Origin of the sequence: Nocardia sp. NBC_01377 (assembly GCF_045040005.1) — a bacterium.
Lineage (GTDB): Bacteria > Actinomycetota > Actinomycetes > Mycobacteriales > Mycobacteriaceae > Nocardia > Nocardia noduli.
Genome location: NZ_CP109566.1, coordinates 4,830,914 through 4,846,897, shown reverse-complemented (window position 1 = coordinate 4,846,897; position 15,984 = coordinate 4,830,914). Strand labels below are relative to the sequence as shown.

Annotated in this window: 15 protein-coding genes; 10 read left to right on the top strand and 5 right to left on the bottom strand. The window is 67.9% G+C overall.

Annotated elements, in window-relative coordinates:
* Positions 1–18: 18 nt before the first annotated feature.
* Positions 19–2,322: an MMPL family transporter gene (locus OG225_RS22260; protein WP_405177099.1), complete on the bottom strand. Its 2,304-nt coding sequence runs from the start codon at positions 2,320–2,322 to the stop codon at positions 19–21.
* Between the two features lie 175 nt (positions 2,323–2,497).
* On the opposite strand from OG225_RS22260, the gene OG225_RS22255 reads away from it, so the two are divergent.
* The 5 genes from OG225_RS22255 to OG225_RS22235 all read left to right on the top strand — a co-directional run bounded on the left by OG225_RS22255 (position 2,498) and on the right by OG225_RS22235 (position 7,160).
* Complete coding sequence (locus OG225_RS22255) at positions 2,498–2,821, top strand: hypothetical protein (protein WP_109526892.1); 324 nt, start codon at positions 2,498–2,500, stop codon at positions 2,819–2,821.
* A 384-nt stretch (positions 2,822–3,205) separates the two neighbouring features.
* Positions 3,206–3,769 (top strand): peptide deformylase, encoded by a 564-nt coding sequence (gene def, locus OG225_RS22250; protein ID WP_405177098.1) that lies wholly within the window; start codon positions 3,206–3,208, stop codon positions 3,767–3,769.
* Positions 3,769–4,692, top strand: coding sequence for a methionyl-tRNA formyltransferase (gene fmt / locus OG225_RS22245; RefSeq protein ID WP_216911680.1), 924 nt, complete (start codon positions 3,769–3,771; stop codon positions 4,690–4,692). Before def ends, fmt begins: the two co-directional genes overlap by 1 nt.
* Before the next feature lie 323 nt (positions 4,693–5,015).
* Positions 5,016–6,752, top strand: a complete 1,737-nt coding sequence (locus tag OG225_RS22240) for a transcription antitermination factor NusB (RefSeq protein WP_405177097.1) — start codon at positions 5,016–5,018, stop codon at positions 6,750–6,752.
* Between the two features lie 60 nt (positions 6,753–6,812).
* On the top strand, positions 6,813–7,160 hold the full coding sequence (locus OG225_RS22235) for an MmcQ/YjbR family DNA-binding protein (RefSeq protein ID WP_405177096.1): 348 nt from the start codon (positions 6,813–6,815) through the stop codon (positions 7,158–7,160).
* A gap of 19 nt (positions 7,161–7,179) precedes the next feature.
* Here the strand turns inward: OG225_RS22235 and OG225_RS22230 are convergent, their stop codons facing one another.
* Together OG225_RS22230 and OG225_RS22225 are read right to left on the bottom strand one after the other, a co-directional pair.
* Positions 7,180–7,908: an RNA polymerase sigma factor SigF gene (locus tag OG225_RS22230; RefSeq protein ID WP_405183333.1), complete on the bottom strand. Its 729-nt coding sequence runs from the start codon at positions 7,906–7,908 to the stop codon at positions 7,180–7,182.
* Positions 7,909–8,153: 245 nt separating this feature from the next.
* Positions 8,154–8,576, bottom strand: coding sequence for an ATP-binding protein (locus tag OG225_RS22225; RefSeq protein ID WP_216911677.1), 423 nt, complete (start codon positions 8,574–8,576; stop codon positions 8,154–8,156).
* A 170-nt stretch (positions 8,577–8,746) separates the two neighbouring features.
* Here OG225_RS22225 and rpe point away from each other — a divergent pair, with 170 nt between their 5' ends.
* On the top strand, positions 8,747–9,400 hold the full coding sequence (rpe, locus tag OG225_RS22220) for a ribulose-phosphate 3-epimerase (RefSeq protein WP_405183332.1): 654 nt from the start codon (positions 8,747–8,749) through the stop codon (positions 9,398–9,400).
* Between the two features lie 40 nt (positions 9,401–9,440).
* Here rpe and OG225_RS22215 read toward each other — a convergent pair whose 3' ends face one another.
* Positions 9,441–9,914 carry a hypothetical protein gene (locus OG225_RS22215; RefSeq protein WP_216911676.1) on the bottom strand — a complete coding sequence of 158 codons (474 nt, stop codon included), beginning with the start codon at positions 9,912–9,914 and terminating at the stop codon, positions 9,441–9,443.
* A gap of 564 nt (positions 9,915–10,478) precedes the next feature.
* Between OG225_RS22215 and OG225_RS22210 the strand changes: the two genes are divergently transcribed.
* From OG225_RS22210 to OG225_RS22195, 4 genes are all read left to right on the top strand, one after another.
* Positions 10,479–11,102, top strand: coding sequence for a riboflavin synthase (locus OG225_RS22210; RefSeq protein ID WP_405177095.1), 624 nt, complete (start codon positions 10,479–10,481; stop codon positions 11,100–11,102).
* Between the two features lie 102 nt (positions 11,103–11,204).
* A complete protein-coding gene (locus OG225_RS22205) occupies positions 11,205–12,449 on the top strand; it encodes a bifunctional 3,4-dihydroxy-2-butanone-4-phosphate synthase/GTP cyclohydrolase II (protein ID WP_109526899.1) in 1,245 nt (414 codons plus the stop codon).
* A gap of 45 nt (positions 12,450–12,494) precedes the next feature.
* A complete protein-coding gene (ribH, locus tag OG225_RS22200) occupies positions 12,495–12,974 on the top strand; it encodes a 6,7-dimethyl-8-ribityllumazine synthase (RefSeq protein WP_109526900.1) in 480 nt (159 codons plus the stop codon).
* 4 nt (positions 12,975–12,978) lie between these two features.
* Positions 12,979–13,485 (top strand): PH domain-containing protein, encoded by a 507-nt coding sequence (locus OG225_RS22195; RefSeq protein ID WP_405177094.1) that lies wholly within the window; start codon positions 12,979–12,981, stop codon positions 13,483–13,485.
* Between the two features lie 225 nt (positions 13,486–13,710).
* Here the strand turns inward: OG225_RS22195 and OG225_RS22190 are convergent, their stop codons facing one another.
* Entirely contained in the window at positions 13,711–15,660 is a 1,950-nt protein-coding gene (locus tag OG225_RS22190; RefSeq protein WP_405177093.1) for a gamma-glutamyltransferase family protein, read from the bottom strand.
* Positions 15,661–15,984: the final 324 nt, after the last annotated feature.

Genomic DNA, 15,984 nt, shown 5'->3' with positions numbered 1-15,984 from the left:
GCGCGCGGCTCGACAGCGTCAGCGGTGGGTCGCCGCCGCGGTCTCGGTCCTCGATGGCCGCTCGGCCGCGCCGGGATCGCGTACCACCGGTAACCGCAGGGTGATCGGGTCGGTGACGGGTGTGGTCTCGACCAGATCGACCGGGTGCGCGTTGCGGGGATGTTCGTCGTCGAGGACCGGTTCCCCGAGGCCGATCCCGCGTTGCACGCGTTTCATCCACTCCGGGGCCCACCAGCAGTCGTCGCCGAGCATTTTCATGGTGGCCGGGACCAGGAGCATGCGTAGTACGGTCGCGTCGATGAACAGCGCCGCGATCATGCCGTAGGCGATGTACTGCATCATCACCAGATCGGAGAAGGCGAACGCGCCGACGACCACGAGCAGGATCAGTGCCGCCGCGGTGATGATGCGCCCGGTGTGTGCGGTGCCGATACGCACGGCCTCGGTGGTCGACGCGCCCTTCGCGCGCGCTTCGACCATGCGGGACAACAGGAATACCTCGTAGTCGGTCGACAGCCCGTAGATGACGGCCATGATCACCACGAGCATGGTCGACTGGATCGGCTGCGGCGTGAAATTCAGCAGTCCGGCGCCGTGCCCGTCGATGAAGATCCAGGTCAGGATGCCCAGCGTGGAACCCAGGCCGAGCGCGCTCATCAGGGCGGCCTTGATCGGCAGGACCAGCGAGCCGAATGTCAGGAACATCAGCAGGGTCGTGACCAGCACGACCGCGGCGATCATCCACGGCATCCGGGTGAGCAGCGCGTCGATGCTGTCCTTCTGCATGGCGGGAACACCGCCGACGAGCATGCGCGTGGAATCCGGACGGTCGAGGCCGCGCAGATATTCGATGGTCGGCCCGGCTTCGTCGGAATCGGTGAGCACGGCTGTGGCACGGAAGATCTCGGGCTCCGCGGTGGAGCGGGACGGCACGCTGAACGGTTCGGCGAGACCGGGCGCGGCGCTCGCCTGTTTCCACAGTGTCCCGATGGCGGAGGTGTCATCGGAGACGAAGACCACCTCGATCGGGTCGGATTTCCGCAGTGGGAAGAGGCTGTCGAATCCCTGTTGGGCCAGCCGTGTCGAATTGTCGGGCGGCAGGTATTTCTCGCTGAATCCGCCGAAGACCAGATTGCCGATGGGCAGGATCAGCAGCACGAGCACCAGCACCAGCGGGACGGCGATCTCGACCGGATGGCGCATCACCCAGCGGGTGCTGCGCCCCCAGAATCCGTTCTCGATCTCCTTCGCCGCCTCGGTCCTGCGGAAGCGTGCGATTCCCCACATGTCCACGCGCGGTCCGAGCACCGCGAGTATCGCGGGCAGAATCGTGATCGCCGTCAGCGCCGCCATCGACACCGTCGCGATCGCGCCGTAGGCGATGGATTTCAGGAATCCCTGCGGGAAGAGCAGCATGCCGCCGAGGCTGGCGATGATCATCGTCGCGGAGAACACCACTGTCCGGCCCGCCGTCATCACCGTGCGCCGAACCGCGGTGGGGGTGTCGTAACCCTCGGCCGATTCCTCGCGGAAGCGGCTGACGATGAACAGTCCGTAATCGATCGCCAAACCGAGCCCGATCATCGAAACCACCGGTGACACGAAGGAGTTGACCTCGGTGAATTCGGTGAGGAATCGCACGATGCCGAACGCGCCGAAAACCGTGAGCCCGCCGACGATCAACGGCAATGCCGCGGCCACGATGCCGCCGAAGATGAAGAACAGCAGGACGCCGACCGCGGGGAACGCCAGGACCTCCATGCGACGCAGATCGGCGGCGATGGTGTCGTTGAGCGCGCCCGCCACCGGTTGCAAGCCGCCCACCCGCACGTCCACACCGGGGATGTCGAAGGCATCCTGGACCGCGCGGTAGTTGCGCACCATCGCGGTGTCGTCGTCACCGCGCAGGGCGATCGCCGCGAAGGCGTGTCTGCGGTCCGCGGTGGCGGCCGAGGCTCCGCTGATCCGGCCCGTCTCGGTGCGCCAGTAGGCGGCGTTGATCCCGGAGATCTGCTCGGGATAACGGCGCGGCAGATCGTCGAGACTCTCGACGACCTTGCGCGAGAACTCCGGATCGTCGACGGTCCGGCCCTCGGGCGCGGTGTAGAGAACGAGTACGTCGGCGTCGTGATTGCGTCCGAACGCGGTGTCGGCCAGCCGACCGGCCTCCGACGACTCCGAGGTGGGGTCGAACATTCCGCCCGATGTCAGGTGGTCATCGAGTCCGATCCCGTATCCGGTCAAGCCGAGCATCGCCGCGGCCACCAGTCCGATGACCACGAAACGGATGCGCGAGACCAGATCACCCCACCACACGAACATCCCGGCTCAACGAGCGACAGGTTCCGGATAGTTCCCGCGATCAGCGAATTCTCAGGAAGCAAGTCCCCCATGCTGTTTGGTCTCGGGGGTGGGATGGGGGCCGTCCCCGGCGTACAGCGCCGTCCGCTATGTCCGATACCCTCGAAATTCCCGCGACATCCAGGAGATACACGCTATGAAATCCCGCTCGAGAACCTGGCGGTTCACCCAGTTCGCAGGCGGTGCGCTGCTCGTCAACGCCGCGCTGCACTCGGCCAAAGGCCTGACCGGACAACGATTCCCCACTCCCTTCTCCAGCCCGCCGGGAGTCGGTCTGTCGACCCCGGGACAGAACATGGTGTGGGGCGCCATGAATCTGGCGATCTCCGGAGCGCTGCTGCGCCGCCTTCCCCGCACGACCGCCGAGAAGGTCACGGTGGTGACCGGAGGCGTGCTGATGGGCTTCTACCTGCGCCACTACTTCAGCGGTCTGGAACTGGACGAGACCGATCGCGCCTGATCGCTTCGAGCGGATCACCCGATGCGGGCTCCCGGACAGCGCCTCCCCGGAGAAGTAGCCGTACCCCGCTCCCGCACCGTCGACCAGGTATTTTCGGGGTAGCCGGACGGAGGTGAGAACACCCCGCCCGGCCACACGAGTTTTCTACCAGCTTTTCGATCTCTCCGTGGGGACCTCGGCCGAACTTTCCCACGGCACGCCGAGCGCCACTCCCGAGCGCGGCGACCGCGTTTCGCATCGTTTCGACGACACCGATTCTCCGGGTCATCCGGAAGTGGCGCGGTCGGGGACGAAGGGCCGTTCGCGTGGCTCTCTAGAATAGAGCGACCGCTGTGCCGCCATCACCTGACGACGACCCTGACGAAACGCTTCCGGGAGCTACTTGTGACCATTCAGCCCGTTCGCCTGTTCGGCGATCCGATCCTGCGTGCCCGTGCGGCGGAGGTCACCGAATTCGATCGTGAGCTGCGTCAGTTGGTCACCGACCTGACCGACACCATGCACGACGACGGCGGTGTCGGTATGGCGTCGCCGCAGATCGGGGTGGGGCTGCGGGTGTTCGTCTACGACACCGAGGACGCGGCGGGACACCTGGTCAACCCCACCTACACGGTGGTCGGCGACGAGGAGCAGGTCGGCGCGGAGGGGTGTCTGTCCATTCCCGGCCTGCGCTACGACACCCGTCGCGCGCTACGGGTACACGCTTGCGGATTCGATCTGACGGGGGCGCCGGTCGAATTCACGGCCGAGGGGCTGCTCGCCCGCTGCGTCCAGCACGAGACCGACCATCTCGACGGCGTGCTGTTCATCGACCGACTCGATCCCGCCGACCGCAAGGAGGCGATGCGCACCATCCGGGAATCCGACTGGTTCAACGCGGGCGTCACCGTGCGCAGTTCGCGCGCGCTCGGCGCCGGTAACGCCGGACCGTTCGGGCGGGGTCGCTGATGCGCATCGTCTTCGCGGGGACGCCCGAGCCCGCGGTGCCGTCGCTGCGGCGCTTCGTCGAATCGCGACGTCACGAGGTGATCGCCGTGGTGACCAGGCCCGACGCGGTCGCCGGACGGGGCAGGAAGGTCACCAGGTCGCCCGTCGGACAGCTCGCCGACGAACACGGGATCCCGGTGCTGACTCCGCGTCGCCCCTCCGAGCCCGAGTTCGTCGAACAACTCCTCGCGCTGGCGCCGGACTGCTGCCCGGTGGTCGCCTACGGTGCGTTGCTGCCGCAACAGGTGCTCGACATCCCACGCTTCGGCTGGATCAATCTGCATTTCTCGCTGCTGCCCGCCTGGCGTGGCGCGGCGCCGGTGCAGGCCGCCATCGACGCGGGCGACGAGATCACCGGCGCCTCCACCTTCCAGATCGAGGCGGGACTCGACACCGGCCCGGTCTTCGGTGTCGTGACGGAGAAGATCGCGGTCACCGACACCGCGGGCACCCTGCTCGCCCGGCTCGCCGAAACCGGGGCGCGCCTGCTGGAGACCACCATCGACGGCGTGGAAGACAATACGCTGCAAGCGATTCCGCAATCCACCGACGGCGTTTCCTACGCGCCGAAGGTCGTCGCCGAGGACGGTCACATCCGCTGGGATCAGCCCGCGCTCGCCATCAGCAGGCGCATCCGGGCCGTGACGCCCGCACCGGGCGCGTGGACCGAGATCGACGGTCTGCGCCTGAAGGTCGGTCCGGTGGAGATGGTCGAGGAGGCCCTTCCTGAACGTGCCATCGAAGTGCGTAAATCCGGGGTTTTCGTCGGCACCGCCACCACGGCGGTCCGGCTCGACCAGGTGCAACCGCAGGGCAAGCGCATGATGGCCGCGCTGGACTGGGCACGCGGTGCCCGGCTGGCGCCCGGCGCGGTGGTCGAGTGAAGGCCGAGGATCGACCACACGGCTCCGATCGCCCCGACCGGCGACCCCGTCGCGCTCCCGAAGCGCCACGCCGACCGGACGGAGAACCGACGCGCGGTCCCCGCTCCGGGCAAGAACGGACCGCCGCCCGCCAGCCGGGAAAACGCGCCGTCGACGGCGGTTGGCGCGCTCGCACGCAATCCACGAAAAGTGAAACCGCACAGCATGAATCGGAACGTCGGGGCAAGAATTCCGCCCCACGCTCGCGCCCCGGCGCGGCCGTACCACGACGAGACGACTACCCGCGCGACGACGCGCCACGAACCCGACCGGAGCGGTGGAATATGAACGCACAGCGTAATTCGGGGGACGAACAGTCGCGCGGCGAGGGCAGGGGAGCGTCGGAACGCGAGGGTGGGGCGAATTCGCCGGATGCCCGTCGAGGCGGTTCCCGGGACGAGCCCGGCCGTTCCGGTGAGTTCCGCGACCGGCGGCGTGATCCCGAGGCGTCTCGGCGCGGCGCGGCGCGTGATGAAGGCAAGCGCCCCGCAACCGGGCGTCCGAATGCAGTCCGACCGCAGGAGGCCGGTGGTCGTTCCTCCGGTGGCGGGCGTGGTAACGACGATGGCGCACGCGGCGGCAGAGCGGCTTCGGAAGGTGGCGGCAAGAAGCAGCAGGTCCGCTCGGGAGCGTCGAAAGACGCGGGGCGGCAGCATGTTCAGAAACAGCGCGGCCCTGCGGGCGATCCCGTTCGACTCGTCGCCCGCGATGTACTGCGCGCCGTACGGGAACGGGACGCGTACGCGAACCTCGTGCTCCCCGCGCTGCTGCGTGAACGCAAGATCTCCGGTCGCGACGCGGCCTTGGCGACCGAGCTCGCGTACGGGGCGAGCCGTTCACGCGGTCTGCTCGACGCGGTGATCGCCGCGGGCGCGGGCCGCCCGGTCGAGGAGATCGACGGCCCGCTGCTCGACGTGCTTCGACTGGGCGTCTACCAGTTGCTGCGCACCCGGATCGGCGCGCACGCGGCGGTGGACACGTCGGTGGATCTGGCTCGCGCCGAATTCGGCACGGGCAAGGCGGGATTCGTGAACGCCGTGCTGCGCAGAGCGGGGGAGAAGACCGCCGAGGAATGGGTGGAGGCGCTCGCGCCTGCCGATCCGGTCGGGCACATGGCCTTCGAATTCGCGCATCCGCTCTGGATCGCGCAGGCCTTCGCCGACGCACTCGGCGCGCGCGCCGGGGAATTGCGCGATCTGCTCGCGGCCGACGACGCCCGTCCCTCGGTGCACCTGGTCGCCCGTCCCGGTGAGATCAGCGCCGAGGAACTGGCCTTGGTCACCGGCGGCGAGGAAGGCCGGTGGTCGCCGTACGCGGTGTATCTCGACGGCGGCGACCCGGGCAAATTGGATCCGGTGCGCGAGGGTCTCGCGGCGGTGCAGGACGAAGGTAGCCAGCTGGTCGCGCTCGTGCTGACCCGCGCCCCGCTCGAAGGCCCGGACAGCGGTCGCTGGCTCGACCTGTGCGCGGGTCCCGGCGGCAAGGCCGCGCTGCTGGGCGCGCTGGCCGATATCGACGGGTTCCGCGTCGACGCGGTGGAACCGGCCGAACATCGTGCCGAACTGGTCCGCAAGACGACCAAGGATCTGCCGGTCGACGTGCACGTGGTCGACGGCCGCGACAGCGGACTGACCCCCGGCTACGACCGCGTTCTGGTCGATGCTCCGTGCACCGGCCTCGGCGCGCTGCGTCGTCGCCCCGAAGCGCGCTGGCGTCGGACCCCGGCCGATGTCCGCGATCTGGTCGTCCTCCAGCGTGAACTCCTGGCCGCGGCGTGGGAACTGCTGCGCCCCGGCGGGGTGGTCGTCTATTCCACCTGTTCACCGCATCTGCCCGAGACGGTCTCGATCGTCGCCGATTTCGCCCGCCGCACCGACGCGGTGCAACTCGACACGAGGGAACTCCTCCCCGGTGTCACCGATATCGGCGAAGGTCCGGCAGCCCAGCTCTGGCCGCACCGGCACGGCACCGACGCCATGTTCGTCGCGGCCCTGCGCAAACCCTCCGGGCCGGTGAACTGACCGGACTGCCGCGTTCCATTCGTCCAAGCCGGGCCGCCGTCGACGCGGGAGACTGGGTTCATGGCTCTGAGTTGGCAGCAGGTCGTCTCGATGGCGACCGAACTCCCCGAGGTCACCGAGTCGACGTGGTGGCGTAGTCCGGCGTTGAAGGTGGGCGGGAAGGGGTTCGCCCGATTACGCACGGAGGCGGAGGGCGGTCTGGCGCTGCGGTGTGAGCTCGAGGAGAAGGCGGCGCTGCTCGCCTCGGGCGACCCGGCGTTCTACACGACCCCGCACTACGACGGGCATCCCTACATCCTGATCGATCTCGACCGGATCGCATCCGAGCAACTCCGGGAGATGCTCGACGCCGCCCGGTGGCTGGCCGCCCCGGCGAAACCGCGCGGGCGACGCGAAAGCACCCGATAGGACCTCGGGCGTTGCGCGTTCACTCGCGCTGGGACAGTTCCCGCAGGCGGGCGAGGGTTTTCGCGAGGATTCGCGAGACGTGCATCTGCGAGATGCCCATCTGCTGGGCGATCTGGGTCTGGGTCATGGATTCGAAGAACCGCATGGTCAGGATGCGGCGCTCGCGTTCGGGCAGTCCGGCCAGCAGCGGCCGGATCGCCACGTATTCCTCGACGCGGTCGAACTGGGATTCCTCTTCGCCCAGGGTGTCGAGCAGGGAGGCATCGGTATCGCGCCCGAGTGAGGCCGCGTCGATCGAGCTGGGCTGATAGGCGTTACCCGCGATGACGGCCTGGGTCACCTCGTCCGGGTCGACGTCGAGTTCGGCCGCGATCTCCTTGGCCGTCGGCGAACGCCCGAGCGTCTGTGACAGCGAGTCGATCGCCGCGCCGATCCGCAGGTGCGTCTCCTTGACCCGCCGCGGAACCCGCATGGCCCAGGTGTTGTCGCGGAAGTACCGCCTGACCTCGCCCATGATGGTCGGCACCGCGAACGACAGGAAATTGGAGCCGCGGCTCACATCGAAGCGGTCGGCCGCGTGCACCAGACCGACGCGCGCCACTTGGGTGAGATCGTCGAACGGTTCGCCGCGCCCGCTGAACTTGCGCGCGATGTGATCCGCGAGCGGGATGCAGCGGCTGATCAGTTCCCCGCGGATCGCGGCGTGCTCGGCCGTGCCGGGCACGGCGGCGGCGAGACGTTCGAAGATGGCGGCGAGGTCGTCGTATCCCCCCGAGACCGACCCGACCTCCTGGACGGTCTCGGCATCTTCGGCCTCGTCGGGATCCTCCGCGCTGTCGGCATCCTCGGTGTCTTCGGAGTTCGAGGTGTTCGGGTGTCCCGGGTTCTCGGCATCCTCGCCATCGATGATCTCGACGCGCTCCTCGGTGGTCACCGAATCGGCGTCGCGCTCGTGCTCGATGTCGTGCTCCTGCTCGGTGTCCTGCTCCGCCACTACGCCTTCCCCCGGACCCGACGGAACTCGACCGTCGTCGGATATCCGGAAGCCGTCGAGTCGTAGGGGTTCTGGGTAGCTTCGACCGAATCGGTCAGGGTGCGCAGGACATGCCACCCGAAGCTGCGCTGGTCGGGTAGCCCCTCGTTTGCCGCGATTCCGCTGACGTGCACGAGCAGCTCGGCCTCACCGATGGTGAACCGGCACAGCAGGCTCGTCTCCGGCAACGCGACCGCGATCAAGGTCGAACACACCTCGTCCACCGCGAGTCTGATGTCGGCTACCTCGTCCAGCGTGAAATCGCTGAGTAGGACGAGGGTTTCGGCGAGCCCGCGCACGATGGGCAGCTGTGTGACCGATGCGGCCACCCGAATCTCCACCGGGGTGCTGTAGATCCCCTGTTCCGCCGAAATGTTGATCACCCTGAGAAGGCTACCCACTCGCGGCGCGGGCAATCACCGTTTGTGCTGCGCGCGCCCATCGATGTCCGGTCGGCGTTCGGGTCGATGTCCGGGTCCGCGCCTGCGGATCCGGGGTTCTACCGGCCTCGGTACACTCCCGCGATGTGACCTTCTCTCGCCCGGCCGAGCCGATGATCGCCCCGTCCATACTCTCCGCCGACTTCGCGCATCTCGCGGACGAGGCCCGCGCCGTGTCGGGCGCGGACTGGCTGCATGTCGACGTCATGGACGCGCATTTCGTGCCCAACCTGACCCTCGGTCTGCCCGTGGTGCACAGCCTGCTGAAGGCCACCGACATCCCGCTGGACTGCCACCTGATGATCGAGGATCCGGGCCGGTGGGCGCCGCCGTACGCCGAGGCGGGCGCGCACAACGTCACGTTCCACGCCGAGGCGACCGACGATCCGATCGCGGTGGCCCGCGATATCCGCGCGGCGGGCGCGAAGGCGGGGCTCTCGGTGAAACCGAACACGCCGATCGAGCCGTACCTGGAGATCCTGCGGGAATTCGACACCTTGCTGGTGATGAGTGTCGAGCCGGGATTCGGCGGGCAGTCGTTCATCACGCACGTGCTGGACAAGGCACGGATCGTGCGCAACCTGGTCGACGCGGGGGAGCTGCGGTTGATCGTGGAGATCGACGGCGGTATCAACGCCGACACCATCGAGCAGGCCGCGGAGGCGGGAATCGACTGTTTCGTCGCCGGATCCGCGGTGTACAACACGGCAGATCCCGCGGCCACGGTCGAGGCGCTGCGACGCAAGGCCGTGGCGCACCGCGTCTGAGCGTCGCAGGGCAACGCACCTGAGCGTCGCTCGAATTCCGTTAGCGCGCCGGTGATTTGCGCGTGCCGAGGGTGCGAGCCGCCTCGATCACCGCCTCGAGCGGCGGCAGGGCGGCCGCGCTGTCGGGCGGCGGCTCGATCCAGGTGCGGTAGCCGGTGCGCTCGTCCTCCGGCGAGGGCAGCACGACCTGGCAGCCGGTGCAGGCCACGGTCGCGTACAGCCGGAACAGTTCGGCGGAGACCGCCGCCCCGAGTCCCTCGGGTTGTGCCGGGCCGGTGATGAAGGTCCAGCGCTTGGCCCTGGGATGGTCGACGACGGGCGCGACAATGCCCGCCCGGCTCAAGTGCGCGCGCACCTGTTCGCCGAGGTCGCTCGGCATTGTTATCGCGCCGTAATGGGTTCCTATATGAAGCAGGATTCGCCGCGATGTCGGATCGATCGACGCGGGCATATGGAATTCGCGTCGATACTGCACGCAACGCACTTCCAGCGTCGAATCGAGAGAAATGGTCACGCGACACCCCCGGCTGTGCAGAACTCGTTCGGACCCACGGGTTTCATACTTCCCTCGAGTGTTGGTGTTCGTCGGTGTCGTACTCCCCGGTAGTGGCGGCACCACGGGGCGAAGAGCTCCACGCTGAACTGCTCGGATCAGAAGTTGAACGGTAGGAATGGGTTACATAACAATATTGCGTCCGTCGCGGTCGGCGCGCAAGTTGAAAGTGTAAGCGTGTTCCGGATGGGTACCACCCGGTAATCGATGCTAGCGCGGGTGTGTGAAATTCATCCGCTCGGTTTCCAAAATGTGTCTCAATGATTATCGCCGTCGGATGAACGGCGACACTCCGCCCTGTTCCGGGAGAGTTGTCCGGTCGTTACCGGGGAATTCGGTACGCATTCGGTCGGTTTCGTCCCCCCGGGTGGTTCCGCGATCGACGCCGACCCGCGCCCGCCGCCTACGGCTCGGCGTCGTTAGGCTGGTCAGGGGACCACGATCGCCGCGCGCCCCGGGAATAGCGGCACGGGTTCCGGCTGTTTCGCAGTTCGTACGTACACCCACGCGACAGGAGTGTCACCGATGTTCACAGGCATCGTCGAGGAATTGGGCGAGATCGTCGCGGTCGAACGGCTGGCCGACGCCGCCCGCCTCACGATCAAGGGCAAACTGGTGACCTCCGATGCCGGGCACGGTGATTCGATCGCGGTCAACGGCGTCTGCCTGACCGTCGTCGATGTCGTCGACGGCGACTCGTTCACCGTCGACGTGATGCAGGAGACGCTGAATCGATCCAGTATCGGCGGTCTCGACACCGGATCGGGAGTCAACCTGGAGCGCGCGGCGGCGTTGAACAGCCGTCTCGGCGGGCACCTGGTGCAGGGACACGTGGACGGCACGGGCACGGTGCTCGCCCGCACGCCCTCGGAGAACTGGGAAGTGGTGCGGATCTCGTTGCCCGACGCCGTCGCCCGCTATGTCGTCGAGAAGGGTTCCATCACCGTCGACGGCATCTCGCTGACGGTCTCGGGTCTCGGCATCGCGGACGAGCGGGCGGCCGACGGCACCCTGGACTGGTTCGAGGTCTCGCTCATCCCGACCACCCTGGCGATGACCAATCTCGGCGCCGCGAGCGTCGGCACCACGGTCAACCTCGAAGTGGACGTCATCGCCAAGTATGTGGAGCGCTTACAGCAGCGTGGCTGATTCCGCCGTGGGCGATCCCACCCCGGCGGACGCGCCGACCCGCGCGCACGGTCAAGGCCTTACTGTAGTGAGGCACCTATTTCGAGATGGAGCGCAACAGACGTGACCAGGTTCGACACCATCGAGCGCGCAGTCGCCGATATCGCCGCCGGTAAAGCCGTCGTTGTCGTCGACGACGAGGACCGCGAGAACGAGGGCGACCTCATCTTCGCGGCGGAGAAGGCCACCCCCGAACTCGTGGCCTTCATGATTCGCTACACCTCCGGTTACATCTGCGTGCCCCTGATGGGTGACGACTGCGACCGTCTCGGACTGCCGCCGATGTACGCGCAGAACCAGGACAAGCACGGCACCGCCTACACCGTCTCGGTCGATGCCAGGGAGGGCATCACCACGGGTATCTCCGGCGCCGACCGTGCCACCACCATGCGTCTGCTCGCCGACCCCAACGCCAAGGCCGACGACCTGACCCGCCCCGGTCACGTGGTGCCGTTGCGCGCCAAGGACGGCGGCGTACTGCGCAGGCCCGGTCACACCGAGGCCGCGGTCGACCTGTCCCGGATGGCGGGTCTGCGCCCGGCCGGTGTGATCTGCGAGATCGTCAGCCAGAAGGACGAGGGCCACATGGCCCGCACCGAGGAACTGCGGATCTTCGCCGACGAGCACGATCTGGCGCTGATCTCCATCGCCAGCATGATCGCCTGGCGCCGTAAGCACGAGAAGCAGGTCATCCGGGTCGCCGAGGCGCGGATCCCGACCGCGCACGGTGAGTTCATGGCCGTCGGTTACCAGAGCATCTACGACGAGGTCGAGCACGTCGCGCTGGTGCGCGGCGATATCACCGACGGCGAGGACGTCCTGGTCCGCGTGCATTCGGAATGCCTGACCGGCGACGTCTTCGGCTCGCTGCGCTGCGACTGCGGACCGCAGCTGGACGGCGCGCTGGAATTGGTGGCGGCCGAGGGACGCGGCGTGGTGCTGTACATGCGCGGACACGAGGGGCGCGGCATCGGCCTCATGCACAAATTGCAGGCCTACCAGCTCCAGGATTCCGGTCACGACACCGTCGACGCGAATCTCGAACTGGGCCTGCCCGCCGACGCGCGTGACTACGGCACCGGCGCTCAGATCCTGGTCGACCTCGGAATCCGGTCGATGCGGCTGCTCACCAACAATCCGGCCAAGCGGGTCGGTCTCGACGGCTACGGTCTGCGGATCACCGAGCGGGTGCCGATGCCGCTGCGCGCCAATGCCGAGAATCTGCGCTACCTGCGGACCAAGCGCGATCGGATGGGCCACGACCTGATCGGGCTCGACGAACTCGATCTGGGCGAGACCGCGCAGTAGGGGAGCCGACAGCATGTCAACCACGTACCGAAAAGGCGGACAACGATGAGCGGCACCGGCGTACCCAGCTTCGAGCTGTCGGATGCCAAGGATCTCAAACTCGGCATCGTGGCGTCACGCTGGCACACGACCATCTGCGACACCCTGGTGGCGAATGCCGAACGGGTGGCCAAGGAGGCGGGCGTCGAGCAGGTGACCGTGGTGCGCTGCGCGGGCGCGATGGAACTTCCCGTCGTCGCCCAGGAGTTGGCTCGCACCCATGACGCCGTCGTCGCGCTCGGCGTGGTGATCCGCGGTGGCACACCGCATTTCGAATATGTTTGTGACGCGGTGACGGCCGGTCTGACGAGGGTTTCGCTGGACGAGTCGACCCCGGTCGCCAACGGCGTGCTGACGACGAATACCGAGGAGCAGGCGCTCGACCGCGCCGGGCTGCCGGGTTCGGCCGAGGACAAGGGCGAGCAGGCCTGCGCCGCGGCGCTCGATGCCGCGCTCACGCTGCGCGCCCTGAGACAGTCGGCGTAGACGGATGCCTGCCATCGACGTGTCGAAGCGCGACTCCCCGGCGGACGAAGCCGGGCCGGTGTGGGATCTCGAGGTGCGTCCGCGCCGGGCGGTACTGACCGCCCGGATCGTGGCCGTGCTGCTGATCATCGTGTTCGGTATCGGCGGGATCTGGTTGCGTTCCGGCTCGACCGGCGTGACCTTCCGGGTGATCGACCAGGTCGCGATGGTGTCGATCGGCCTGCTCCTGGCCGCGGGGGTGCTGATGCTCACCCGGCCTCGGGTGCGGGCGGGCAAGCGCGGTGTTTCGGTGCGTAATGTGCTGGGCGACAACGAATTCGGGTGGGAACATATTCGAGGTGTGAGCTTCCCCGACCGGAAGTCCTGGGCTCGCCTCGAACTCGTGAACGACGACTACGTTCCGATGCTGGCGATTCGGTCCAACGACGGCGAGCGCGCGGCACGGGCGATGGACCGGCTGCGCGAACTCGGCCGCGAATACGGCATCACCGAAGAACATCCCAACCCCTGACCGACCCCGGCCCGTATTCTCGCGGCCATGATGCCGGGCGCGCAGATCCTCGCCGACGCTTTCGCCGCCGACCCACTGATGGCACTGTTCTGGCCCGATCCGCTGCGTCGTCGCCAGGCGTTGCCGTACTTCTGGGAATCGCGCATCGCCTCGCGGCTGCGCAAGGGACCCGATGTCACGCGCGAGGTAGGCGGTGACGGTCGCTGGATGGTGCGCCGATCGGGGTCAGCGTGGACTGTCGCCCAGCACCGCACCTTCGCGACGGGGGTCCGCGCCGCCGATCCAGCCGGTGCCGTCCCTGTGCAGGGCGCTGAGACCGCTGGATTGCGGGGCGACCGATACCTGATGGCCCAATTCCCGCAATCGGCGCACCAGCGGGTCGTGATCGCCGTTGTCGGAGGCATCGATGGCCGGATGTTCGCCGCCGACTCCGGTGGCCGGGCCGTTGCCCGCGCCGAACGACACCGCCGAGACGGCCTGCTGCGGATCCATACCCCAATCCAGCATGCCGACCAGTGTTTTCACCACGAACTGGATGATGACCGAGCCACCGGGGGAGCCGGTGACATAGATCGGGTCACCGCGTGATCCGTCGGGCGCGCGATCGAAGACCAGAGTGGGGCTCATCGAACTGCGCGGACGTTTGTTCGGCTGTAGCCGGTTGGCGACCGGGATGCCGTCGGGGCCGAGCGGATCGGCGGAGAAGTCGGTGAGCTGATTGTTCAGGACGAAGCCGTCGACCATGTGGAACGAGCCGAAGGCCGATTCGACGGTGGTGGTCATCGCCGCGGCGTTGCCATATTTGTCGACCACCGAGATATGGCTGGTGCCGTGCTCGGGCGGTTGCGGCCCGACGCCGAGGGGGACCGGACCGAGATCACCCGGCTGCGCGGTGCCCATACTGCGTCCGAGGCCGATCAGCCCCGATCGCTGCCTCAGGTAGTCCTTGTTCACCAGTGATTGGGCCGAATTACCCGGCAGCGGAACGAAATCGGTGTCGGCGACGTATTTGTTGCGGTCCGCGTAGGCCAGCCGCTCCGCCTCCGAGATCAGATGTACCGCCTCGGCGCGCGGCTTACCGCCGTTCGCGTCGACACCGTCGGGCCGCAGCGCGGCGAGATCGAAATTCTCCAGGATGCCGAGCGTCGCCGCGACCGTCGATCCACCGGAGGAGGGCGCGGGCATACCGCAGATCTCGCGTCCCCGGTATTCGGTGCACAGCGCCGTGCGTTTCTTGGCCTGGTATCCGGCGAGATCGGCCGCGGTGATCTGTCCCGGGGTGCGTCCGCCCGCGCCGGAACCGACGGCCGCGACGATGTCCTCGGCGATAGCGCCGGTGTAGAAGGCCTGCGCGCCCTCCGAGGCGATGGCGCCGAGGGTTTTCGACATCGCGGGATTGGTCAGCATGGTGTCGACGGTTTTCGGGCTGCCGTCGGGGTTCAGGAAATACGCCTTCGCGGTATCGTCACCGGCGAGATCCTTCGCCGATTCGGCGATCTGGCCCGCGAGCCTGGCGCCGATAGGGAAACCCCGGTCGGCCAGCCCGACGGCCGGATCGAATAGTTCGCGCCAGGTGAGTTTGCCGTGTTCCAGGTGCGTCTGTTCGAGCAGGCGCAGCACTCCGGGCACGCCGATCGAGCGGCCGCTGGCCCGGGTGTTCGGCGCGGGTTCGGTCCGGTTCGTGTCGCTGACCCAGCGCAGGTAGTTCTCGGTGGCCGCGGCGGGCGCGGTCTCGCGGCCGTCGTAGGCCTCGATGTTGCGGCTCGCGGCGTCGTAGTAGAGCAGGAACGCGCCGCCGCCGATTCCCGAAGCCTGAGGTTCGACCAATCCGAGAACCATCTGCGCGGCGACGAGCGCGTCCGCGGCGGTGCCGCCGCTGCGCAGTACCTCGCAGGCGGCCTTGGTCGAGATCGGATTGGCGGTGGAGACCGCGAAACTGCCGGTGCGCACCGCGCTCATCCCGGAGCGGTACCCGGAGGCGATCTCGGGATTGGTGCTGATGTTCGTGGAGGTGTTCGCGCCGCCCGCCGACGGTGCCGCCGACACCGGGGTGCCGTTCGGTGTCGCGACGCATTCGGCCGCCGAATCGTCCTCGGAGGAACAACCACTCAGCAGTCCCACGGTGAGCAGCGTGGCCGCCGTCATCCCGGTCCAGGCGTGCCGTGCTCGCGTCATCCCCCGACTGTAACCGTGGCTCCCGGTGGGGACGTCGGTTTCGGCGGCATTCCGGGGCGCGCTCGGATCCCCGGCGCGGCGCGCGGGCGCACGTCGCCGTGCGGCACGAATTGATCTGTGCGACACCAATTCTCGTCTTTCTGTGCACCACCGTCGGATGTTGCGGATCCTTGGAGGTGGGCGGGTGTGGCTCGTGCTTGTCCGGAGCGTGGAGGCTCGGCGGTTCCGAACATGGATACCCGTTCGTCCGCCGGAATCACCCGGGCAGCACCGTCCTGGGGGGCGCGAAGCCGAGCGTCGGTGGTGCGCGAAGCCGAGCGTCGG

What these genes read in the sequence shown, in the direction of transcription:
- OG225_RS22260 (WP_405177099.1), bottom strand. Translation starts at nt 2,322, where the DNA reads ATGTTCGTGTGGTGGGGTGATCTGGTCTCGCGCATCCGTTTCGTGGTC.
- OG225_RS22255 (WP_109526892.1), top strand. Translation starts at nt 2,498, where the DNA reads ATGAAATCCCGCTCGAGAACCTGGCGGTTCACCCAGTTCGCAGGCGGT.
- fmt (WP_216911680.1), top strand. Translation starts at nt 3,769, where the DNA reads ATGCGCATCGTCTTCGCGGGGACGCCCGAGCCCGCGGTGCCGTCGCTG.
- OG225_RS22240 (WP_405177097.1), top strand. Translation starts at nt 5,016, where the DNA reads ATGAACGCACAGCGTAATTCGGGGGACGAACAGTCGCGCGGCGAGGGC.
- OG225_RS22235 (WP_405177096.1), top strand. Translation starts at nt 6,813, where the DNA reads ATGGCTCTGAGTTGGCAGCAGGTCGTCTCGATGGCGACCGAACTCCCC.
- rpe (WP_405183332.1), top strand. Translation starts at nt 8,747, where the DNA reads ATGATCGCCCCGTCCATACTCTCCGCCGACTTCGCGCATCTCGCGGAC.
- OG225_RS22210 (WP_405177095.1), top strand. Translation starts at nt 10,479, where the DNA reads ATGTTCACAGGCATCGTCGAGGAATTGGGCGAGATCGTCGCGGTCGAA.
- ribH (WP_109526900.1), top strand. Translation starts at nt 12,495, where the DNA reads ATGAGCGGCACCGGCGTACCCAGCTTCGAGCTGTCGGATGCCAAGGAT.
- OG225_RS22195 (WP_405177094.1), top strand. Translation starts at nt 12,979, where the DNA reads ATGCCTGCCATCGACGTGTCGAAGCGCGACTCCCCGGCGGACGAAGCC.
- OG225_RS22190 (WP_405177093.1), bottom strand. Translation starts at nt 15,660, where the DNA reads ATGACGCGAGCACGGCACGCCTGGACCGGGATGACGGCGGCCACGCTG.